Below are 22,430 nucleotides of genomic sequence, written 5' to 3'. Positions count from 1 at the left end.
ACCTGATCCGCTCTTCACGTTAACTTGTCCGATCAACGGCGATTCTTCGCCCATGACATCCCCATCGCTTCCCTATCCGGTACTGATTACCGGTGCCAGCTCAGGCATCGGCCTGGCACTCACCCGCCTTCATCTGGCGCGCGGAGACCAGGTTATTGCCAGCAGCCGCGATCCTGGCAGCTCGCCATTGGCAGCACTGGCCACCCGGCACGACACGCTGACGCTGGTGGCAGCGGATCTGACCGATCCCCAGGGGCCTGCAGGGCTCGCCGAGGAAATCAAAACGCTCAGCGAGCACCTGTCGAGAGTGATTCATTGTGCCGGTGTGCTACACGACACCAGCCGGAATCTGTCACCGGAAAAACGGCTGGAAGATCTGTCGCTAGAGAACCTGGAATACAGTTTCCGCCTGAACGCCTGGGCGCCGATGCTGCTGGCCCGGAGTCTGCTGCCACAGCTACGCCGACAGCCGGCCACCTTCGCCGTCATCTCCGCCCGGGTGGGCAGCATTACCGACAACCATCTGGGCGGCTGGTACAGCTATCGCAGCAGCAAGGCGGCGCTGAACCAACTGATGCGCACCTTCGCCGTGGAGGCCCACCGCCGGGCCCCTCATCTCACCCTGTTGGCATTGCATCCAGGCACCACTGACACCCCTCTGTCGGCGCCCTTCCAGTCCCGGGTCCCGGAAGAGAAGCTGTTTTCTGCAGACTGGGTGGCAGAGCAATTGACGCTGCAACTGGACCAGGCAATACCGGAACAGAGCGGCAGTTTTATTAACTGGCGGGGAGATCCGCTGCCCTGGTAGCAGATACAAATTTTCCACACTTGTCGCTTGCCATACCCTGCCCGCCCAAGCCACTATCGACGGGCTGATGCACAATGTGTATTGGCACCCATGCCGGCGGCCCGGTCAGGATGCCGCGCCATGCGCGCCCCATCAGGGGCGCGGTGGCGTGGCGGGAGATCGGGCCGTTCGGCATGCACCTATCCCGCTTGATCCCCGCGACGAATCATCTCCCCCTTCATTCATGCAACTTTCCCGCTATGCTTGCCTCTAATAGAGCCAATGCCAAGGAGTTCAGGAATGAAACAAGTACTTTCGCTATGGCTGATCACCGCCGCCATCATGCTGGCGGGCTGTCAACGACTGGGGTCGCTGGAGGCACCGGAAGTCAGCGTATCCGGCATTGCCCTCAACAGTATCAGCCTGTTTGAACAGGAATGGGGACTCACGTTGCGTGCCCGCAACCCCAATGACCGGGAGCTGACGCTGAAGAGCCTGGATTACGAAATCTTCATCAACGGCGAAAAGTTCGCCCGCGGCCTCACCGGCGACAGCGTCACCCTGCCCGCCATGGGCGATGCCCAGGTGACCACCACCATCACCACCAGCCTGCTGGGCAGCCTCAAACAGTTGCAGAAAATCCAGCAGCAACAGGACAAGCCGCTGCAGTACCGACTGGTGGGCAAGGCCCGCGTCGCCGGGGTGCCGCTACCCCTGTCCTTCGACAAGGAAGGCGAAATGACCCTGCCGGCGATGCCTTGACCCTTCTTTGAAAAGCATTGTTGTACCACAGAGGGCACAGGTAACACCGAGATAGAACAGCGGTGTTACCTGTGCCCTCTGTGGTAAAAATCATCCACCCTGACGCTCGCGCCGAAACCGGGCCGGGGTCTGGCCGGTCCAGCGGCGGAAAGCGTGATTGAAGTTGGACAGCTCGGAAAATCCCAGCCGATCGCTGATCTCTTCCATGCCCAGCCCGCCCAGGATTAACCACTGCTCCGCCAGCATCCGGCGCACTTCATCCAGCAGCTCCCGGTAACCGGTGCCCTCCGTGCGCAGTTGCCGACGCAGGGTGCGACTGGTGACACCCAGCTCTGAGGCCATGGCCTCCATATCCGGAAAGCGGCCCGGCTGGCTGAGCAGGCGGCGGCGCACCTGCAACGCCACCCCACCTTGTCGATAGCGCTGCACGAGTAATTGCTGGCACTGCTCTTCGCAGAGTCGGGCGGTGACCGGGTTGGCCTGGGGCAAGGGCATATCCAGCAAACCGGCGACAAACCGGGCCTGGTTGTGCGACTGATCGAAACGGGGCGCCAACCCGAAGATAGCAGTAAACGGCGCCGGGTCCTGCTCGGGCAGGCGCAGCACCAGGGAGGACAACGGAATACGGCTGGCGAACAATTCTTCCTGAACCATCATCACCGCGCTGGCATCCCTAGCCAGCAGGTAGGGGCGAATGGTTTCCGGCAGCCCGCTGTCGTCCAGCATCAGCACCGCCTCCCCCTGCTCTTCCTCAAGACGGATATCCAGGAAGGCAAAGGTCAGATCCAGATAGCGCACCCCCAGCTCCACCGCCTGCCGGAAGGTAGGGCTGCTGAGCAGGGCAAAGCCCCACACCCCGTAACTGCTCAGGTGATATCGCTGCCCCATGGCCAGGCCATGTCTGACCGGATCGTCAAGCTGCGCACAGAGGTTCTCCACCACCCGGCGCTCCTGGGCCCGCTCGATGGTCGCTTCCGGTCGGTGCAACATTGCCGGGTCAATATCGCTGCCTGCCAGACAGGCCCCCGCGTCCAGACCCTGTTCGGCGGCGTAGGCCATTTGCAGGCGCACACTGGTGATGGCTCGACGTACATCCATGAAATGTCCGTTTCCCACAATTTTCTGTCCCAGAATGCCATAAACAAGACGTATCCGTCCCGTTAGAGTAACCATCAATAAAAGATTACTGGGATGTTTACCATGCAAGTAACCCACAACGTGGTGATTATCGGTGCCGGCTTCGGCGGGCTCGGTATGGCCATTCGCCTGAAAGCCCAGGGCGAAGAGAATATTTTGATGATTGAGAAAGGCCACGACGTGGGTGGCTGCTGGCGTGACAACACCTACCCGGGCGCCGCCTGCGATGTGCCTTCGCACCTGTATTCCTTTTCCTTCGAGCGCCATTACCCGTGGAGCCGCCGCTTCGCGCCGCAGCAGGAAATCTTTTCCTACCAGCAATACTGTGCGCGCAAGTACGACCTGTACCGGCATATCCGCTTCAACACGGAAGTGGCCGACGCTCGCTACCGGGACGAAGACGGCATCTGGGAAGTAACCCTGACCAACGGCGACACCCTGACCACGCGGGTGCTGATCACCGCCACCGGCCAGCTCAACCAGCCCGCCTACCCGCCGCTGTCCGGTATCGAGGATTTCGGCGGCGCCCATTTCCACAGTGCCCGCTGGGACCACGACGTAGACCTGACCGGCAAGACCGTGGCCGTGGTGGGCACCGGTGCCAGCGCCATCCAGTTCGTGCCGGAAGTGGCCAAGGTGGCCGGCAAGGTAAAACTGTTCCAGCGCTCCGCCGCCCATGTGATTGCCAAACCGGATCGCGCCTACAGCAAACTGGAACACCAGGTGCTGAGCAAGGCACCCATTACCCAGACCCTGGACCGCCTGCGCATCTATGCCACCAACGAATCACGGGCCCTGGGCTTTACCACCTTCCAGAAGGCCATGAAGGTGTACGAGTGGCTGTTCCGTCGTCACCTGAAGCAACAGATCAACGATCCGGAACTGCGCGAGAAATTGACCCCGGATTACCCCATGGGCTGCAAGCGCATTCTGATGTCCAACGATTACTACCCGGCCCTGGCACAGGACCATGTGGAGGTCATCAATCACGGCATCAGCTCGGTGGATCAGAGCGGCCTCACCGACAGCACCGGCACCCATCACGACGTGGATGTGATCATCTACGGCACCGGCTTCAAGGCCACCGATTTCCTCACCCCCATGACCATCACCGGCCGTGACGGGGCAGACCTGAACGCGGTGTGGAAAGATGGCGCCGAAGCCTACCTGGGTATCACCGTACGCGGCTTCCCCAACCTGTTCATGCTCTATGGCCCCAACACCAACCTGGGCCACAACTCCATCATCTACATGCTGGAAAGCCAGATTCACTACATCCTGCAATGTGTGGCAGAGATGGACGAACAGGACATCAAGGCACTGGAAGTCCGCGACCGGGTTCAGGAAGACTTCAACAAGACGGTGCAGGACAAAATCAGCAATACCGTCTGGGACAAGGGCTGTCATAGCTGGTACAAGACCGAAAGTGGCAAGAACACCAACAACTGGCCCGGCTTTACCTTCGACTACCGCCGCCAGACACGGACCCTGGATCTGAGTGACTATGACCTCCTTCGTTGATCGAATCAGCCGGGCCCAGTCCGGCACCCAGCAATTGCTGGCCGGCGTCCTGCGCCAGTCCCTGGCCATGCTTTTCAAACCGGTGGCCAACCCGCGCTTCAGCGTGAAGGCCCAGCGCCGCTGGATGGACATCATGGCCAAGACCACCCTGGTCGCCCAGGATGTGCCCAGCCATGACGCCCCGCTGGGCGGCGTCCCCTGCCGTCACTATGCGCCACTGAATGCCCAGGGCACCGTGCTCTATCTGCACGGCGGCGGCTATGTGGCCGGCAGCCCGGAAAGCCACCGGTCGGTTACCTCCCACCTGGCAAAATTCGCCAATGCCCGCGTGGTCGTACCGGACTACCGGCTGGCGCCGGAGCATGCCTGCCCCGCCGCCATTGAGGATGCCGTGGCAGTCTATAAAGCCCTGCTGGCAGAGGGCGTGGACCCGGCCACCCTGGTCATCGCCGGCGACTCCGCTGGCGGCGGTCTTGCCCTGGCCGCCCTGCAAGCACTGAAGGCGGAAAAGATCGCCTTGCCCAGCAGCACCATTCTGATTTCTCCCTGGGTGGACCTGAGCCTCAACGACCTGTTCGACACTGACCGGGACATCATGCTCAGCCACGCTTGGCTGGCCAGTGGCGCTGGCGCCTATGGCGGTGATGATCCGGCTCGCCCGGCCTGCTCCCCTCTCAATGGGGACCTGTCGGGCCTGCCCCCGGTACTGATCCAGTCCGGCGGCGACGAGATCCTGCTCAACGACAGCCACCGCCTGTGCGCCGCCCTGAACGACGCTGGCACCCCGGCCCGTCTGCAGGTACACCCACAGCGCTGGCATGATTTTCAACTCCACGCTGGCGTATTGGCCGATGCGGATCAGGCACTGATGACTTGCGCCCGCTTTATCCACCAACACTGGAAGCTCGCCGCATGAAACGCATCCTGATCACCGGCGCCGCCAGCGGCATCGGCCTGGCCACCGCCAAGCGCTTCCACGAGAAGGGCTGGCGGGTGGGCCTGACCGACGTCAATGAAACCGCCCTGGCGCGGCTGGCGAGAGAGCTGGACAACAGCTGGTACCGACCTCTGGATGTGACCGACAGCATTGCCTGTGAGCATGCCTGCCGGGAGTTTGCCGAAGACGGCGGCATCGACGTGTTGTTCAACTGTGCCGGCATCCTGCGCATGGGGCGCTTCGAATCCATCACCGCAGAACAGCACAAGCAGATCATCGACATCAACGTGACCGGCCTGATCAACATGAGCCTGGCCGCTCACCCCTTCCTGCAGGAAAGCAAGGCCGCTGCGGTGATCAACATGAGTTCCGCCTCGGCCCTGTACGGGGTGCCACACCTGGCATCCTATTCCGCCAGCAAGTTCGCGGTGCGCTCGCTCACCGAGTCGTTGAATATCGAATGGGACCGTCAGGGGATTCGCGTCGTCGATATCATGCCGCCGTTCGTGAAGACCCCCATGGTGGAAAAGGCCAGCGTCCGGGCGCCGGTGGTTGACCGCATGGGCGTCAACCTGGATGCCGACGATGTGGCCAACACGGTCTGGCAGGCCGCCAATGAAAACGTGCCGGTACACAACCCGGTGGGCCTCACCTTTAAATTGATCAAGCTCCTCGACAAGGCCCTGCCCAGTGCATCGACACGGTTGTTGATGCGCTTTTTGAGCCGGGATTGACCCTCCCACCTCTGTAGGAGCGGCGCTCTCTGTGCCCCGCTCCTACAAAGTGGGCATAGAGGGCTATTGCTCTGATTGAGTCGCCGTAAATGTAATCTTCACCTTCCTCCGCCCCCAGTTCCGCGCCGCCTGCACATCCTCGCCCATATAGATATCGATCTTCTTTTTCCAGCGCCAGTGCATCTTGTCCTTCACCACCCAGGTACCGGGCAGGCCTTCGATCTGCAATTGCGCGTTATGCCCAAGCCCCATGGGAATCAGATCCCGCGACACCGCAATGGACTTCATCCCCGGTGTGAGGCGATCGCCCCAGGCGGCCAGGGCATGGTCCGCTCCCGCCCCCTGGCCATGCAGGGAATTGTAAGCCGTGGCAGTGACCGTCATGGTCACCGGGTCCGGCGCGGCAGGCTTGGTCTGATCCGCCTCACACCGCGCCACCAGCCAGGTGGCCGCCACCAGTACCAGGGTAAACGTGGCGGCATTCACCCGCCGTTGCGGGCTGACTGCTAGGCTCATGGCATGATTCTCCGTCTGGTCACTCTTATTATGCTTCACGGTCTGCTGTCGGCCTGCAACCTGGTTTCCGACAAGAGGGCGGAGGACACGGCTGCGCCCGCAGCCCTCACCGACACCCTGCGCCACTGGCAACCCGCCGGCAATCCCGATGCGGTGGTCCTTGGGCTGCACAGCTTCGGCGACTTCGGCGCTGCCTTTGACGCCATGGGCCCCTACTTTGCCGACAACGGACACCTGCTGGTCAGCTATGACCAGGCCGGGTTCGGCGAACGCACCCAGCAAGGGCAATGGGCCGGGGAAGAGCAACTGGTGTCAGAAGCGGTTTATCAGATCGAGCAACTCTATGAACGCTATCAGCGCCCGGTGTTCCTGGTGGGGGAAAGTCTGGGAGGTGCTGTGGCGATCCTGGCAGCGCTGCAAGCACCTGACAAAGTCGCCGGCATCGTGCTCGCCGGGCCTGCCGTGCGCGAGGGCATCCGCCTGCGCTACGGCTGGAATGCCGCCATTGCCAGCGCCGCCTTCATTGCCCCCGGTTACCAGTTGACCGTGGATCGCCAGCCCGATGACCCGAACCTGGCGGCCCACAGTGCCCGGCGACTGGCCGAGGATCCCCGGGTGATCCGCAACGTACGCATGGATGCCTACTGGGGTCTGATCCAGCTGGCCGACAGTGCCAGCGACCAGGCGCCATCACTCCAGACGCCGTCACTGCTGCTCTATGGCGGCAAGGACAACTCCGTACCCGCCACCGGCATCAGCCATCTACACGACCACCTGGCAGAGCGGGGCGAGTACCGCTTCTACCCCCAGGCCCCCCACCTGCTGCTGCAAGGGCCTCAGTGGCAGCTTGTGGCGGACCATATTCTCGACTGGATTGCCCGCACCCCGCACTGAGATTGGCCTCACAGGACACACTCATACTGGTAAGCTGGCGAAAACCCCAGCGGAGTAAACCATGAGCAAGCGCGTTCTGATTACCGGCGGCAATTCCGGCATCGGCTACTGTACCGCCGAGCAACTGGTCAGCCATGGCGCGGAAGTGTCCCTGGCCTGTCGCGACCAGACCAAAGGTCAGGCCGCTATCGCCCGCATCAAGAACCGCCATCCCGACGCCAAAGTGCGCCTGTTTCCCCTGGATCTTTCCGACCTGGAAAATGTGCGCGACAACGCAGCCCTCATCTACCGGGAGCTGGGTGAACTGGACGTTCTGATCAACAACGCCGGCGTGGTGCCGACCCAGCAGGAATTTACCCGCGACGGTTACGAAATGCAGTTCGGGGTCAATTATCTGGCCCCGGTGCTATTCACCCACCTGATGCTGCCGCTGCTGAAGAAAGGCAATCAGCCACGCATTCTGCATGTGGCGTCCGTGGCGCACTGGCTGGGGCGTATCAACAAGAAGACCTGGCGCGGCCGCAAGCCCTATCTGGTCATGGATGCCTATGGTCAATCCAAGCTGGGCAACATCCTGTTCAGCAATGTGCTCGCCGAGCACCTGCAGGAACTCGGCATTACCAGCAACGCCTTGCACCCGGGAGGCGTGGACACGCCCATTTTCCGACATGTGCCCAAGGCCGCCATGGCCCTGATTCGCCCGACCCTCACCACCCCGGAAAAGGCCGCCACCCTGCCCGTCAGTCTGGCCCTGGATCCGCAGTACGCCGAGGTTACCGGCGAATACTTCGCCAATCACAAACCAGCACTGCGCTCGCCACGGGCACGCAATGCAAAGCTGGCGGAAGAGCTGTATTACGACACCATGGCGGAGCTGGATCTGCCTACGCTGTAAGTTCAACGACATAAAAAAGGGGCCCCCAACGGGCCCCTGAAGGTTCACCTCACACAAAGCAGATTTTCATTAACCTCCCGGGCACAGGTTGCACTGGTCAGAGGCGCTGGCTTCGATGTCCTCATCCAGAATCTCGCTGTTGCTGCCCGTGGCAGTGACCGTATTGCTGGACTGGTAGCGATCACCGGAAGGCACCGTGCTCGGCTGGTAATCACCACTGACATCAAAGCAGACATCACTGCCCAGGATGTCGCCGGTGGCATCACAAACCCCTTTCACCACGGTCTCTCCTTCCCCCATGCCGACACCTCGGCATACCACGCCTTCAGCACAGTCCGCATCCGTCTCACAAAGCAGACCCGCATCCAGCAGGACCGTATTCATATAGTCCGCGGTAGGGTCATCCAGCTCGACACTGAGCGGCACTTCACCGGTATTGCACACGGCAATGTCATACCCGACCTGCAACACGACCTGCCCGCTTTCAGCCACAAGACCGGAACTGCAATCCTTGTCGACCCAGAGCCCTGGCGTTAGTGGCAAAGACTGGCACTGGATGGAGTACGGGTCAGCAGACACAGTGGCGGCACCAAAGGTGAGACTGGCATCCACCGTATTGGTTGGCGGGTTTTCGTTACTGAAGAAGCTTCCGCTGAAAGGCAACGTCTGCCCAGGGGCGAACGCAGACAGCAGCGTTTGCGTCAGCGTGACATCGTCACTGGTATCGTCCGGGGTACCGGCATCATCAATCACCGTAAGCGTCTCACCAGCCGGGAAGGTGCCCGCACCGCTGTTGGTAACCAGCCCCTGGAAATCCACCACATAGGTACGGTCGGTATCGTCATTCACCGTAGCCAGACGGGTGACATCACAGGTTTTGCTGACATCAATGCCACACAACGGGAAGCGGCCGAGCACAAAGTCTTTTAGTTGGGCGGTCACCGAGCGGGAAGAACGGGTTTCCACCATGAAGCTGGAGAAGCAGGGAGTCGCGCCAGCCTGGCCTGCCAGCTGCAAGGCGGCGGATACATTCAGAAAACCTTCAAAGAAAGACTCCGGCGGAAAGTCCGTCTCGCCTGTCTTTGACAGATAAGGCCATGGGCTTGTCTCGGACATCTCATTGGTGATGGCACAGGCCACATCATCGTTGCTGCCGCCGCATAGTGCTCCTATAAAACCCGGGTCCTTGGGATCACCCGTGGAAAACAATTCCTGCAAATTGCTGCTGATGTTGCCACCACTGTTCACCCACTGCATCACCTGCACATATGGCGTGCTGGTACTGCCTTGGGGAAACTCCATTACCACGAAAATATCCCCTTCCTGATGCTCACCGACAAAGGCCCCTCGCTCGCCCAGGCCGACCTGATCCTGAAAAAACCAGAAGCCGATAATGGCATCGCCATTGTTGGCATAACGGTCGGCACCGAAATGCAGCACCAGATCACCATTGACCAACTTGCCGGCTGCATACCCGTTAGTCAGATCATTCTTGTCGGGCACCGAACCGTCACGGTACTTCCAGCTGGGAATATCGTTGATGTCCTTGGAGCCGCCGCCGGTAAAAATACTCAGGGGAGCCGGATCAGCAATGATGCCGCTGAAGGCTGCCGAGCCGTTATCGTTTCCATTATGGAAGGTTTGCCAATCCTGGTCGGCATTATCAATTGCATCACCGTCCATTTCGATGAAGTTGCTGGCCATTGCCGGGGACGTCACCCCCAGAAAAAAAGCTATCAGAAAGCAGCAACAGCGCTGCCAGACTGCTAATCGTTTCATGGGACCGTCCTCCAGATAAATACGCGTATACCAGAGGCAACATTGAAAAAAACGGGCCAGATTTTTATTGGTTGTTTTTGAACGACTTGGAAAAAGACGCTTATTTTTTTGCCGTATTTTTTCCCAATTTCGGGACGCCAATACGGCCATGCCTTGAACGGAAAAAACAAAACCAACAATTTCAGATAGTTGCTCTCCCTTCTTGCCATTACCCTGCGATGATGCAGGCGCCACCCGTTTGACAGCGTTACATGCCAACAACGTTTTGTTGCAAAGCCCGGATATAAGCAGACAACCGATGGTGTAAATCTTGGTGATGGAGGGCAGAAACAGGAGGTTAGCGAACGCGCAGGACGCGACGCCCATTCCCAATAACGCGAAGGGAGTCGCAAAACCGGGACAGCACCATGAACGCCCTGGTCCGCAAGGCCCTGTTTGCCTGGGAAAGCCAGACGCTATCCCCCCTGGCCCAACACCTGCACCAGCAAGGCTGGCATCTGGTGCAGCAACCCCTGACCAGCCTGAAGCCTCAGGCATGGCCCTCAGTGGGCATTCTGGAACTACGAACGACAGAACAGCGGGAAAAGCTGGCGCCTTTTCTCGGCCAGCTCAAGCGTGGTCACTACCTGGCAATCACGGATAACAGCGCCATGCGCTGCAAGGGCATGCAACACCTGGTGGCAAACGGCTTTCGGGATTATTTCACCTGGCCCTGCAACCTGACCCACCTGCACAACACGCTGGGGCATGTACTGGGCATGAGCGCCCTCTGCCACACCAGCGTATGCGCCGAACAACCTCTGCTGCTGGGGCAATCCGCCCAGATGGAACAAGTACGCCAACGCCTCAGGCGCTTCGCCCAATCCGACCTGCCAGTTCTGCTACAAGGAGAAAGCGGCACCGGTAAGGAATGTGCAGCCCGCATGATTCACCAGGCTTCCAGCCGACATCGCGAACCTTTCATTGCGGTGAACTGTGCGGCCATCCCCGACAGCCTGTTCGTGGCCGAGTTGTTTGGCCATGAAAAAGGCGCCTACACCGGGGCGACCCAGGCAAGACGGGGTCGAGTCCATGACGCCGCCAATGGCACGCTCTTTCTGGATGAGATCGGCGACATGGATGCATCCAGCCAGACCACACTGCTGCGCTTTCTGGAATCCGGCCACTATTCCCCGCTGGGCAGTAACCGGGAATATCACTCCCCGGCCCGAATCATCTGCGCCAGCAATCGGCCGCTTGCCGAGGATGTAGATAGAGGTCGGTTTCGGCTGGACCTGTATCACCGCATCAATGTGTTGTGCCAATCGCTTCCGCCCTTAAGGGAACATCGCGATGACATTCCTGAACTGGCCAACGCCCTGCTATCGCAGCTGCCCGGCCAGCATCCACTCAACGAGGACGCCATAAACGCGCTCAAGGGCCATGATTTTCCGGGGAATGTACGGGAGCTGCGCAATTGTCTGTGGCGGGCGGCAGTACTCAGTCATAACGGCAGGCTTGATCCCGCTCATCTTGGCCTGGCAGCCCCGCTATCAACACCCGCCGCATGCTGCACCTTGCGCGAGTTTCGAGAACAACAGGAAAAACTACACCTGCAGCATTGCTTGCAGGCATGCTGTGGTGATGTGCAGCAAGCCGCTCAGATTCTCGGCATCAGCCGCTCCAGCCTGTATCGCAAGCTGGACAAGTACCAACTACCGGCACGACATTGATGTTATCGTCCTCGCTCCACGCAGGCACCGCGAACCACCCGCCGCAGCTGCGGATACACGGCCAGAAACACCTGCTCCAGCTCACCGTAGTGCGCACGAATGTCCTCGATGCTGCCCGCAAACTGATTGGCAAAACGGATTCTTGCGGCAATGCGGTCCAGCACCTCTCCCAATTGATCCAGATCCTGATAGCGACGAAAAATATCCAGCGTCACCAGACGCTCAGTGGTACGACGCATGGGTTCAGGCATGAGAATTTCGCCTTGCCGCAGCAGGGCATAATCGCGGGTAATGACAGAATCCAGCGATTGCGTATAGAAACGCGACCAATGGCGAATCAGAAAATGATCAAACAGCACATCCAGCGCAACCCCGGCAAACCGGCGGCGATGCGGCGAGAACAGCCATCGACTCTCGCGCACCCGGGGGTGCATGTCGGTAAAACGGTCAACCAGGCGGTGATTGCGTAATCCCAACCGCACGGGTGGCGGCAGCGAGGCTTCGTCCACCCCGCGCATGAAATCACCCAACAGATTGCCCACCTTGGACGCCGCAGTGGGTTGCGCCAGGGTCAGGTGGGCAAAGTAATTCATCCGCCACCACGCTCCAGCAGATAACGCAGATTTTGCCGCACCGCCGGCCATTCCTGGTTGATGATGGAAAACACGACCGTGTCCCGGTAAATCCCCCCGGGGCTTACGGTATGGTTACGCAGCACACCATCCTGCTTGGCGCCGAGCCGGGCAATGGCCTGGCGCGACTGGCGGTTGTGCCAGTGGGTGCGCAGCTCCACCGCGATGGCATCGCGGGCGTCAAAGGCATGACCCAGCAACAGCAACTTGCATTCGCTATTGATTCCGGAGCGCTGGTGACGTTTCGCATACCAGGTGTGGCCCAGCTCCAGGCGCCGGTTGTCCTCATCCACCCGAAAGAAACGGGTGCAGCCGATCAGCTCGCCAGTAGCCGCATGGCGCACCGCAAAGGGTAATGCCCCTTCTTCCTGGTGCTGGCGCAACGCCTGCTCCACGTAGGCATCCATGGCGTCCGGCTTGGCTACCAGGGTGTACCAGTGACGCCACAGCTCGCCGTCATCACAGGCCCGGGCCAACCCGGGCACATGCGCCTGCGACAGAGGCTCCAGCACCACCCGGGTGCCGGACAAGGTAACCGGTTCCAGCCAGCGTCGAGCCATGTTCAACCCGGCGGCCAGCTGAACGGGCGACCACCCAGCACGTGCACATGCAGATGGAACACGGTCTGGCTGGCGCCGGCGCCGTTGTTCACGTTGAGGCGGAAATCCTCCAGCCCTTCCTGTTCGGCAACCCGGCTTGCCACCAGCAGCAGGTGGCCAAGCAGGCCCTGGTCGCCCTCTTCGGCATCAGACAACTTGGGGATGGGCTTCTTGGGGATTACCAGGAAGTGGGTGGGCGCCTGGGGGTTAATATCCCTGAAGGCCAGGCACTGGTCGTCTTCAAAGATGATATCGGCGGGAATCTCGCGATCGATGATCTTGGAAAAAAGAGTTTCAGCCATGGTTCGAATCGCTCCGGATAGGCAAGGGCGAGCAGTTTTCAGGCCCGAAGTGTGTGCCCCGGTTCACAGCTCGCACGGGAACTGCGGGTAAAATGTCCGCTGTATGTGGCGTACACCTTAGCGGCAGCCCAGAATAATGGCATTATAGCAGCCTGTCGAAACCCAACCTTATTCCACCGGAACCGCATGGCCACTCTTTTTGTCGAAAATTTAACCGTCGCCGATTTCTCCTACCTGCACCCCAAGCGCGGCATGGTCGGTGAGTCCTGGCTGGTCGATCTGGAACTGACCGGCGACCTGGATCATCAGGGCATGGTGTTCGACTTCGGCCATATCAAGAAGCGCATCAAGCAGATCATCGACGACAACGTGGACCACCGACTGCTGGTGCCGGTGGACAGCGAGCACGCCACGGTGAGCGAGCGGGACAATAATACCAGTCTGGAGTGGCTTTACCGGGGCGGCACCATCCGCATGGTGGCACCCAGCGAAAGCCTGCTGCTGATGAGCGGCCCGGAAGTCTCCAAGGCCAACCTGACCCTGTTCCTGATGGACCTGGTACAACAGGTGGTGCCGGACAATGTGGCCGAGGTACGCATCGTGCTGCGCGAGGAAGATACCGGTACCGCGCCTTTCTATCATTATTCCCATGGTCTGAAGAAACACGACGGCAATTGCCAGCGCATTGCCCACGGCCACCGCTCCGGCATCCATATCTTCGAGAATGGCCGACGCAGCCGCTACTGGGAAAAACTCTGGGCGGACCGCTGGGAAGATATCTACCTGGGCACCGAAGAAGATCTGGAAGGGACCTACTACATCGAGGAGATCCCTCACCACCGCTTCCGCTACGATGCCCCCCAGGGGCACTTCGAACTGGTGATCCCGGAAGACCACTGCTACCTGGTGGACACCGACACCACCGTGGAACAGCTGGCCGGTCACATCGCTGAACAACTGGCCGCCGAAGCCCCTGGCAAGCACTTCCGCGTGCGCGCCTTTGAAGGCATCGGCAAAGGAGCCATCGCCGAAGCCGGCGAAAACATGCCCGGCAAGACCCACAGCGGCTGGCTCAGCGGCGCGGCGGTGATTTGAGGCCTTTATGTAGGAGCTATGCTCGCATGGCGAACCGAGCGTAGCGAGGCGACAGAGGATTGTCGTCCGCCGTTCTTTCTGAAACCTGTCGAGCGCTGAGATTCCTGATCGCCCTGCGGGCGATTTCCGCGCAAGCGCGGTTCGCACCTCAAGAGGTACTCCTACAGCGGCTTCGTAGAAATGCCGACGCCTGGGGGACTTTCTACCCTTTCCCTATCCAACGAGCATAGCTTGTAGCTCGTAGCTACTCCTCCGCCAGAATGCTTTCCGCCTCTTCCTGAATCAGCCTTCGTAACCATCGATGGGCCACGTTGTGGTGGAGCAACGACGACCAGGCCATTTTCAGTTCGAACTGGGGAATGTCGAAGGGCGGCTCCTTGATCAGCAAGCGTTCATTCTGTGCCTGCATGCGCGCCACGCGGCTGGGCAGGGTGGCGACCAGGTCGTTGTTCATGGCAAGCAACGCGGGCATCTGGTAATGACGGGTAAAGATGCTGATCTTGCGGCTCTTGCCCAACTGCTCCAGGGCATGATCAATCCAGCCCAGCCCGCCGAGTTTTTCCGGGTTCATGCCGAACCCCACCCCGAAACCGGTTTTCGATACCCAGATGTGCTGTGCCGACAGGTAGCTGTCCAGGTTGAACCCCTTGGCAATGGGGTTATCCCGATTCAACAGGCAGGAAAAGGAGTCCTTCCACAGGCTCACCTGGTGGAAGGAGCCGGGAATTTCGTTGAAGCGGTTCACCGCCATGTCTACCCGGCCCTGTTCCATGTCCTGGTAACTCACATCCGACGGCGTCAGAAAATCCAGTACCACATTGGGCGCTTCTGCACGCAAGCGCCGCACGATATGTGGCACCAGGGTAGCTTCCGCATAGTCGCTGGTCATGATGCGAAACACCCGGCGACTTTCTGCGGGCTTGAACACATCTTCCGGGGTAAACAACTGCTCGGCCTGAGACAGGATCTGGCGTACCAGCGGGCGCAACTCCTGAGCACGCTCGGTGGCAGTCATGCCGTCACTGGTACGAATCAGCAACGGATCGCCGAACAGTTCGCGCAATCGCTTGAGTGAATTGCTCATGGCGGGCTGGGTGATACCCAGTTGCTCCGCCGCCCGGGTCACATTCTGCTCGCGCAACAGCACGTCCAGGTACTTGAGCAGGTTCAGGTCAGCCGCGCCAATATTCATGATATGAATCGCCACCTAAGAAAACATCACCGAAATGGATTCTATAGCGCGGGATGCGAGGTGTCACATGGCAATGAGTTACGCCTCCAAAAGCAGACAATATCCGGGCAAATCCCGCCACTGCGTGAGATTTGCGTGAAAACATTGCAATGTAAAAGCAATTTTTACCGTTTTCGGTGTTAACCGGGTCGCTGTTTGAGGCTTAATGGCAAGCTGCCAGTATCGCCTAAAGGCAAAAAAATGCGTAAGGTCTAATGCACTGTTAACGCTACACCCTGTCGTGTTGTCTGGAACAGCCGCCCTGTATATAGAGGCTGATTTATCGTTCGCAGGTGTGATTCAGAGGTTACTATGACAAGCAGCGCAACCACGCGAGCCGAGAAGTTCGTGGTTAGATTTCCCAATGGCATGCGGGCCAGTGTCGCGGAAACCGCCGGCCTCAGCCATCGCAGCATGAATGCGGAGATCATTGCCCGCTTGCAGCACAGTCTCAGCAATTGGCCAGCTACCTTGCCCCATGGCGAAACAGCAATTCCTGACGGCAACGAAGAAGCGTACCTGCTGGAACGCTTCCGGCGCCTGCCAGCAGGGAAACAACAGGCACTTCTGGCCCTGCTGGACTGAGCGCTGACGACCTTCTGTCCTTACAATGTGCCGTTGGCCGCCTGTGATTTTTTTCAATAACGGGCATACTCTATGATGGAACATGGCCGCCACCGACTCACGGACAGAAAGGAGCCTTATCGGCCGTGACAGCTCCCCAGAACCACAACCCACTTCCCACCGGCAATGACATCAGTTTGCCGTGGCACCTGCGTCTGCCAAAGCCGCTGGAAAAAGATTTTCGCCTTTATTTTCTGGCCAGCGTGTCGAAGGTGGCACCCTGGGCGCTGGGACTGGTCGCCATTCTGATCGCCACCGCCATGCTGATCGAATCCTGGATCGGCGCGGATGTGATCACCAATTCCTGGCGCCCCCGGTTATTCACCCTGATGCTCGCCGGCGGCTGCGTTATTCTCGCCCGCACACTCCAGTGGCGAGAGTGGCTTCACCCGGCCACGCTGGCCCTGGCTTTCGCCATCGCACTGACCGGCAATTATCTCGGCGTGCATGTCGAGCACCCGCTTGCCTATACCTTTTTCCTGCACACCCCGATGTCGATCATCATGATCTGCATCCTGGTTCGTGTGCCGTTCTACTCCGCTCTGCTCAGCTCCACGGTGATGATCAGCGCCATGGTCGCCACGCTGATCGCCAACCCGGAACGAACCCCCTTCGAGGCTACTACTCTGACTATGGTGGCTATGGCCTTTGCCAGCATGAGCCTGTTTGGCCAGTATGTGTACGAGCGGCTGTTGCGCCAGCACTTCCTCTCCGAACACGTGCTTTACCAGCATCGTAACGAACTGCATTCCGCCAACCTGGTTCTGGAAAACCAGGCCACCGTGGATGGCCTCACCGGTTGCATCAACCGGCGCGGCATGGAGTCCCGGCTCAATCACCTGTTCCATCTGCACAAGCAGGGTAACCCGGATGCACCGGAACGCATCAGCCTGCTGCTGTTCGATATCGATTTTTTCAAACAGTACAACGATACCTACGGCCACCCGGCCGGGGATGAATGCCTGAAGAAAATATCCAACGTCCCCCTTTCCATGGTTCAGGCAGAGACCGATTTCGTCGCGCGCTATGGCGGCGAGGAATTTGTCATCGTGCTTACCGATTCCAGCTTCAACGACGCCCTGGTGTTTGCCGAACGGATGCGCAATCGGGTGGAGCAGCTGGGCCTGCCCCATAGCGGCTCCCGGGTCAGCCAGGTGGTCACCATCAGTGTGGGCGTCTCCTGCTCCGACCACGGCGCCAGCAATAGTGCCGAATTGCTCAAACAGGCCGACGAAGCCCTCTATCAGGCCAAGGGCGCCGGGCGTAATCGGGTGGCGTTGATGAACAGTCAGGGGTTGGTGGAGATGTTGAGTTAGTTAACAGTTAATAGTGAATAGCTAACAGCGACGCGGTTGCGGACTATAGGTTTTGAAACGCAAGAGGCCGCGCCCAGAGAATGGGCGCGGCCTCTTGCGTTTCAAACATGAAAACCCTGGATCGCGCAGCTGTTAACTATTCACTATTAACTGTTCACTGCATCTCCCCCACCACCGTCACCGGATCCAGCTTCACCTCAAACCAGTTCAACCGCCAGTCCAGGTGCGGGCCGGTGGCGCGGCCGGAGGCGCCGACTTTGGCCACCGGGTCGCCCTGCTTCACGGTCTGGCCTTTTTCCACCAGTACCTCGCTGAGGTGGATCATGGTGGAGGATACGCCGTAGCCGTGATCCATGATCAGGGTGCCGCCGGAATAATAGTTATCGTCCTGCACCAGGGTCACCACCGCATCCGCCGGGGCCACCACCACGGTACCGGTGGGCCGTGCCACGTCCACACCATAGTGGGGGCGGCCCGGCTTGCCGTTGTAGACCCGCTGGCTGCCGTAAACACCGCTGATACGCCCGGTGAGAGGCCACTGAAAATCACTGAGGAAGGCCAGCAAGGCAGAGTCGGTATCCCGCGCTGTCTTGATCTCGGCCACTTCATGCCGGATCCGCTTCAGCACCGCTTCCGGCGGCGGCTCCACGGTACGCTTGGGCACGCCCTCAATTCGCTGGATGTCGTATTCCCGTTTGCTAAGCGTCACAGGTACCTGCTGTGCCTCACCCTGCCTTTCCAGTACCAACACCTGCTCAAGGGCGTCATCACGGCCGAAACCAACGGCAAAAAAACCTTCCGGCGTGGTCCGCACGGCCCGGTCGCCCAGTTTGACCGTCACCTCCGGCGCCACCTGCCCACGCAACAGCGCCCCCTGGGTACGCTCCCCTTCCAGGGATAGCAGCCAGTCGCTGGCAAGCGACAGAGGTGACAGCAGACAGAGCACTACAAAAAAATAAATACGCACAGGAAACCTCAAGAAAAAGTCAGCAATCTTGTTGTAGGAGCGTAGCGAATAACGTCGTTGGCAGCGCGATAGCCAGAGTTTCGAGTTGCGAGAAGCGAGTTTCGAAAGGCAAACCCCAAAACGCGGTAAAGCCTGATGATTTTCGCTTCTCGTGACTCGTGACTCGTGACTGACTTATCGCCTCGCTAGCGACGCTCCTACAGAAAACCCGTCACAAAAACGCGCTGCCATCCTCCACATCCAGCTGCACCGGATCCAGATGTTTCTCGGCGTACTGGCGCCACACCCGGGAACGGATGAACAGCCGGTACAGATCCGGGTCCAGGTGATCGTTGTCGCGCATGCGTTGCAGGATGCCAAGCGCTTCGCTGAGTTTCAGTGGCGTCTTGTAGGGTCGTTCCTTGGCAGTCAGGGCCTCGAACACGTCGGCGATGGCCATGATGCGCGCCGGAATCGACATCTGGTCGCGGGTCAGCCCCAGCGGAAAGCCGGTGCCGTCCATTTTTTCATGGTGGCCGCCCGCATATTCCGGCACCTGGCGCAGCTTGGGCGGGAACGGCAGGGAGCCGAGCATGTCCAGGGTCACATCCATGTGGCCATTGATGATTTGCCGCTCCTCCGGAGTCAGGGTGCCCCGGGGAATGCACAGGTTGTAGACCTCGTCGTCAGTGAGCAGGGGCTTTTTCTGGCCCCAGGCATCGGTCCAGCGCCGCGCAGCGATGTCACGTACCCGTTGCTGATCCACCTGAGCCATGGCTTCACCGCCCCGGTTGATCCGCTCCAGAAACGCCAGATCTTCCTTCAACTGGCCGATTTCCGCTTCCATGCGCTCCCGGCTGGCGGGCTCGTCAGCGGGATCAAGCAGGCAGGCCTTTTCGTAACGGAACTGGATCTCTGCACGCAGGGCGGCAAAGCGACTGGCCACCTCATCGATGCGATCATGCAGGGTGTGCAGCTTGGTGGACTTGTCCAGTACCGAGTCCGGCGTGGCCAACTTGCCGCAATCGTGCAACCAGGCCGCCACGTGCAACTCGTACCAGCCATCCTCATCCAGGGAAAAGTCCGCAAAGTCCGAATTATCCTCACAGGCCGCCTGGGCCAGCATCTCGGTGATCACCGGCACCCGCTGACAGTGGGCACTGGTGTGCGGGCTCTTGGCATCAATGGCCTGGGCCAGCACCTTGATAAAGGCATCCAGCAGTTCCTTGAGTTCCTGCACCTGGCTCAGGTTGCTCAGGGCAATGCCCGCATAGGTGAGCAGGGACTGGAAGATCAGGTCGCTGTGCTTGCCCAGCCGGTGCAACCGGGCCGGCAGCGCGCGGTTATAGGCCAGCTGCAGCACACCGATGACCACCCCTTCGTGGTTGCGCAGGGGCCACAGTCGTAAGCCGCCAGCATCCGGGGCCAGCGCATCCAGTAAATGCTGGTCCTCCTCGCTGAGGGCGTTTTCCGACAGATCTACCGCCAGCGGCTTGCCGTCTTCATAACACTGCTCGGGCAGACCGCTTTTGCGCGCCATGGGGCAGAACAGGCTGGCCTCCTCGTGCAGGGAAGCATCACCGGACCGGCGGCACAGGCAGCTCAGGCCCGGCTCGGGCTTGCCATCCGCATACAGCCACACCCAGCCGGTATCGGCCTCACACAGATACAGGGCCTCATCCAGCAACACCTGTAGCAGACGTGGCACGTCGCGCTGCTCGCTGAGATGTTGCGCTACCCGCAACAGTCGCGGCATCAGGTTTTCATCCGCCACCGGTGCGGTGTCGGGCAAAGAGGAGTTCATGAGCAATCCAGCTCCCAATGATCATCCGTAACAAAATCGTGTATTTACCCAGCAAGCATAGGCTGAGCCGGGATTTCAGGCAAAACACACCGCTATACGTCTATTTCCTTCCGACCGGCGCATATACCGCCGGTTCCGGTTGAAGCCGGGGGCGCGATTGCCTACCATCTGCCGGTTCCGAGCCAATCTGGATTCCTACCTCTCATGAGTGTCAGCTATCAACTGCCCGACGGGGCAACCATGGCGTTTGATCAGCCGGCGTCCGCCCTGGACATCGCCGAGCGTATCAGTAAAAAACTCGCCAAACAGGCCCTTGCCGCCAAAGTGGACGGCAAGTTGATCGATGTTTACTTGCCCATCGACGATGGCGCCACGGTGGAAATCATCACCCGCGACACTGACGACGGCCTGGATCTGATCCGCCACGATGCTGCCCATGTCATGGCAGAAGCGGTGCAGGAGCTGTTTCCGGGAACCCAGGTCACCATTGGCCCGACTATCGAAAACGGCTTTTACTACGACTTCTACCGGGAAGATTCCTTCACCCCGGAAGACCTCAAGGCCATCGAAAAGCGCATGATGGAAATCGTACGCCGCAACGAGGATATACGGCGTGAAGTCTGGGACCGGGACGAAGCCGTCAGCTTCTTCCTGAAAGAAGGCGAGGAATTCAAGGCGGAAATCATCCGTGACCTGCCCGCCGACCAGGAAGTGAGCCTCTACCGCCAGGGCGATTTCATCGACCTGTGCCGTGGCCCCCACCTGCCCAGCACCAGCAAGCTGGGCGACGGCTTCAAGCTGATGAAAGTGGCCGGCGCCTACTGGCGCGGCGATGCCAGCAAGGCCCAGCTGCAGCGTATCTACGGCACCGCCTGGCGCGACAAGAAAGAACTCAACGCCTACCTCAAACAGCTTGAGGAAGCGGAAAAGCGCGACCACCGCAAACTGGCCAAGGAAATGGGCCTGTTCCATATCCAGCAGGAAGCGGTGGGCAGCATGTTCTGGCACCCGAAAGGCTGGCGCATGCGCAAGAACCTGGAAAACTACATCCGCGGCAAGATGGAAAAAGGCGGCTATCAGGAAGTAGCCACCCCGCAGATGATGGACCGCATCCTCTGGGAAAAGTCCGGTCACTGGGACAAGTACGGCGATGACATGTTCACCGTCTGCACCCACGATCATCGGGAAATGGCGGTCAAGCCCATGAACTGCCCGGGCCACGTGCAGATCTTCAACCAGGGCATCAAGAGCTACCGGGACCTGCCCATTCGCCTGGGCGAGTTCACCACCCTGTTCCGTAACGAAGCTCACGGCGCCCTGCACGGCCTGATGCGTGCCCGCTCCTTCAGCCAGGACGATGCCCACATCTTCTGTACCGAAGGGCAGATCAACGAGGAAACCGCCGCTTTCATCACCATGCTGCGTGAGGTCTACAAGGACTTCGGCTTCGAAAGCTTCCGCATCAAGTTCTCCGACCGCCCGGAAAAACGTGCCGGCGCCGACGAGACCTGGGACAAGGCCGAAGGCGCTTTGCGCGAAGCGGTGGAATCCCTGGGACTGGAATGCGAATTGAACCCGGGTGAAGGGGCCTTCTACGGCCCGAAACTGGAATTTGTTCTACGCGACGCCATTGGCCGTGACTGGCAGTGCGGCACCCTGCAGGTGGACTTCGTGCTGCCCGAGCGTCTGGATGCGGAATACGTGGCCGAAGACGGCTCCCGCCAGCGTCCGGTGATGCTGCACCGTGCGGTGCTGGGGTCCCTGGAACGCTTCCTGGGCATCCTGATCGAATCCACCGCCGGCCACCTGCCCCTGTGGCTGGCACCGGTACCGGTGGCGGTGTGCACCATCACCAATGCGGCGGATGATTACGCCCACAGCGTGAAGGAAAAGCTGGAAGCCGCTGGTATCCCGGCGGAGCTGGACCTGCGTAACGAAAAGATCGGCTTCAAGGTGCGCGAACATTCCCGCGCCAAGGTGCCGCAGATCTGGGTAATCGGTGAGAAAGAAGCGGACGAGCAACTGGTGGCCATCCGGACCCTGGGCTCCCAGGCCACCGATACGACCAGCCTGGACGCCGCCGTCACCGCCCTGGCCAACGCCACCCGCCTGCCGATCTGAACGAAGCACCTGTAGGAGCCCCTCTCGAGGGGCGAACCTGCTTGCGACAATTTTGCCAGGCACAGTTCGCCCCTCGAGAGGAGCTC

21 protein-coding genes are annotated in these 22,430 nt (G+C 60.0%); 12 read left to right on the top strand and 9 right to left on the bottom strand.

What is annotated here, in order from left to right; genetic code table 11:
• The first annotated feature begins 52 nt into the window (after nucleotides 1–52).
• On the top strand, nucleotides 53–808 hold the full coding sequence (locus tag ACMG4N_RS06055) for an SDR family NAD(P)-dependent oxidoreductase (RefSeq protein ID WP_290510767.1): 756 nt from the start codon (nucleotides 53–55) through the stop codon (nucleotides 806–808).
• A 279-nt stretch (nucleotides 809–1,087) separates the two neighbouring features.
• Nucleotides 1,088–1,549 (top strand): LEA type 2 family protein, encoded by a 462-nt coding sequence (locus ACMG4N_RS06050; protein ID WP_297770032.1) that lies wholly within the window; start codon nucleotides 1,088–1,090, stop codon nucleotides 1,547–1,549.
• A gap of 90 nt (nucleotides 1,550–1,639) precedes the next feature.
• On the opposite strand, the gene ACMG4N_RS06045 is transcribed toward ACMG4N_RS06050, so the two are convergent.
• Nucleotides 1,640–2,647, bottom strand: coding sequence for an AraC family transcriptional regulator (locus ACMG4N_RS06045; RefSeq protein WP_297770030.1), 1,008 nt, complete (start codon nucleotides 2,645–2,647; stop codon nucleotides 1,640–1,642).
• Nucleotides 2,648–2,749: 102 nt separating this feature from the next.
• Here ACMG4N_RS06045 and ACMG4N_RS06040 point away from each other — a divergent pair, with 102 nt between their 5' ends.
• Genes ACMG4N_RS06040 through ACMG4N_RS06030 form a run of 3 tightly spaced genes read left to right on the top strand, consistent with a single transcriptional unit; the run spans nucleotide 2,750 to nucleotide 5,878 of the window.
• Complete coding sequence (locus ACMG4N_RS06040) at nucleotides 2,750–4,207, top strand: flavin-containing monooxygenase (protein ID WP_297770028.1); 1,458 nt, start codon at nucleotides 2,750–2,752, stop codon at nucleotides 4,205–4,207.
• Nucleotides 4,191–5,123 carry an alpha/beta hydrolase gene (locus ACMG4N_RS06035; RefSeq protein WP_297770026.1) on the top strand — a complete coding sequence of 311 codons (933 nt, stop codon included), beginning with the start codon at nucleotides 4,191–4,193 and terminating at the stop codon, nucleotides 5,121–5,123. Before ACMG4N_RS06040 ends, ACMG4N_RS06035 begins: the two co-directional genes overlap by 17 nt.
• Entirely contained in the window at nucleotides 5,120–5,878 is a 759-nt protein-coding gene (locus ACMG4N_RS06030; RefSeq protein ID WP_414433099.1) for an SDR family oxidoreductase, read from the top strand. The genes ACMG4N_RS06035 and ACMG4N_RS06030 overlap by 4 nt, the downstream gene beginning before the upstream one ends.
• A gap of 63 nt (nucleotides 5,879–5,941) precedes the next feature.
• Here the strand turns inward: ACMG4N_RS06030 and ACMG4N_RS06025 are convergent, their stop codons facing one another.
• Nucleotides 5,942–6,394, bottom strand: a complete 453-nt coding sequence (locus ACMG4N_RS06025) for a 3D domain-containing protein (RefSeq protein ID WP_297770021.1) — start codon at nucleotides 6,392–6,394, stop codon at nucleotides 5,942–5,944.
• A gap of 3 nt (nucleotides 6,395–6,397) precedes the next feature.
• On the opposite strand from ACMG4N_RS06025, the gene ACMG4N_RS06020 reads away from it, so the two are divergent.
• Together ACMG4N_RS06020 and ACMG4N_RS06015 are read left to right on the top strand one after the other, a co-directional pair.
• Nucleotides 6,398–7,288: an alpha/beta fold hydrolase gene (locus ACMG4N_RS06020; protein WP_297770019.1), complete on the top strand. Its 891-nt coding sequence runs from the start codon at nucleotides 6,398–6,400 to the stop codon at nucleotides 7,286–7,288.
• Nucleotides 7,289–7,349: 61 nt separating this feature from the next.
• On the top strand, nucleotides 7,350–8,183 hold the full coding sequence (locus ACMG4N_RS06015) for an SDR family oxidoreductase (RefSeq protein ID WP_297770017.1): 834 nt from the start codon (nucleotides 7,350–7,352) through the stop codon (nucleotides 8,181–8,183).
• Nucleotides 8,184–8,252: 69 nt separating this feature from the next.
• Here ACMG4N_RS06015 and ACMG4N_RS06010 read toward each other — a convergent pair whose 3' ends face one another.
• Entirely contained in the window at nucleotides 8,253–9,962 is a 1,710-nt protein-coding gene (locus tag ACMG4N_RS06010; protein ID WP_297770015.1) for a hypothetical protein, read from the bottom strand.
• 407 nt (nucleotides 9,963–10,369) lie between these two features.
• Between ACMG4N_RS06010 and ACMG4N_RS06005 the strand changes: the two genes are divergently transcribed.
• Nucleotides 10,370–11,674, top strand: coding sequence for a sigma-54 interaction domain-containing protein (locus ACMG4N_RS06005; RefSeq protein ID WP_297770013.1), 1,305 nt, complete (start codon nucleotides 10,370–10,372; stop codon nucleotides 11,672–11,674).
• Nucleotides 11,675–11,676: 2 nt separating this feature from the next.
• Here the strand turns inward: ACMG4N_RS06005 and ACMG4N_RS06000 are convergent, their stop codons facing one another.
• The 3 genes from ACMG4N_RS06000 to ACMG4N_RS05990 are packed head-to-tail and all read right to left on the bottom strand — an operon-like array spanning nucleotide 11,677 to nucleotide 13,207.
• Nucleotides 11,677–12,267: an ACP phosphodiesterase gene (locus ACMG4N_RS06000; protein ID WP_297770011.1), complete on the bottom strand. Its 591-nt coding sequence runs from the start codon at nucleotides 12,265–12,267 to the stop codon at nucleotides 11,677–11,679.
• A complete protein-coding gene (locus tag ACMG4N_RS05995) occupies nucleotides 12,264–12,866 on the bottom strand; it encodes a GNAT family N-acetyltransferase (protein WP_297770009.1) in 603 nt (200 codons plus the stop codon). Before ACMG4N_RS05995 ends, ACMG4N_RS06000 begins: the two co-directional genes overlap by 4 nt.
• 2 nt (nucleotides 12,867–12,868) lie before the next feature.
• Nucleotides 12,869–13,207 carry a histidine triad nucleotide-binding protein gene (locus ACMG4N_RS05990; protein WP_414433098.1) on the bottom strand — a complete coding sequence of 113 codons (339 nt, stop codon included), beginning with the start codon at nucleotides 13,205–13,207 and terminating at the stop codon, nucleotides 12,869–12,871.
• A gap of 186 nt (nucleotides 13,208–13,393) precedes the next feature.
• Between ACMG4N_RS05990 and ACMG4N_RS05985 the strand changes: the two genes are divergently transcribed.
• Nucleotides 13,394–14,302, top strand: coding sequence for a 6-carboxytetrahydropterin synthase (locus ACMG4N_RS05985; RefSeq protein ID WP_297770003.1), 909 nt, complete (start codon nucleotides 13,394–13,396; stop codon nucleotides 14,300–14,302).
• Between the two features lie 244 nt (nucleotides 14,303–14,546).
• On the opposite strand, the gene ACMG4N_RS05980 is transcribed toward ACMG4N_RS05985, so the two are convergent.
• A complete protein-coding gene (locus tag ACMG4N_RS05980) occupies nucleotides 14,547–15,494 on the bottom strand; it encodes a LysR family transcriptional regulator (protein WP_297770000.1) in 948 nt (315 codons plus the stop codon).
• Between the two features lie 351 nt (nucleotides 15,495–15,845).
• Between ACMG4N_RS05980 and ACMG4N_RS05975 the strand changes: the two genes are divergently transcribed.
• A complete protein-coding gene (locus ACMG4N_RS05975) occupies nucleotides 15,846–16,118 on the top strand; it encodes an Arc family DNA-binding protein (protein ID WP_297769999.1) in 273 nt (90 codons plus the stop codon).
• A gap of 125 nt (nucleotides 16,119–16,243) precedes the next feature.
• On the top strand, nucleotides 16,244–17,473 hold the full coding sequence (locus tag ACMG4N_RS05970; protein WP_297769997.1) for a GGDEF domain-containing protein: 1,230 nt from the start codon (nucleotides 16,244–16,246) through the stop codon (nucleotides 17,471–17,473).
• A gap of 154 nt (nucleotides 17,474–17,627) precedes the next feature.
• Here ACMG4N_RS05970 and ACMG4N_RS05965 read toward each other — a convergent pair whose 3' ends face one another.
• Nucleotides 17,628–18,440: a M23 family metallopeptidase gene (locus ACMG4N_RS05965; protein WP_297769996.1), complete on the bottom strand. Its 813-nt coding sequence runs from the start codon at nucleotides 18,438–18,440 to the stop codon at nucleotides 17,628–17,630.
• A gap of 211 nt (nucleotides 18,441–18,651) precedes the next feature.
• Nucleotides 18,652–20,223, bottom strand: a complete 1,572-nt coding sequence (locus tag ACMG4N_RS05960) for an HD domain-containing phosphohydrolase (protein ID WP_297769995.1) — start codon at nucleotides 20,221–20,223, stop codon at nucleotides 18,652–18,654.
• A gap of 204 nt (nucleotides 20,224–20,427) precedes the next feature.
• Between ACMG4N_RS05960 and thrS the strand changes: the two genes are divergently transcribed.
• A complete protein-coding gene (thrS, locus tag ACMG4N_RS05955; RefSeq protein WP_414433097.1) occupies nucleotides 20,428–22,344 on the top strand; it encodes a threonine--tRNA ligase in 1,917 nt (638 codons plus the stop codon).
• Nucleotides 22,345–22,430: the final 86 nt, after the last annotated feature.

This window comes from Alcanivorax sp. IL2 (assembly GCF_047495475.1).
Classification (GTDB): domain Bacteria; phylum Pseudomonadota; class Gammaproteobacteria; order Pseudomonadales; family Alcanivoracaceae; genus Alcanivorax.
This window is presented reverse-complemented; position numbering and strand designations above follow the sequence as displayed.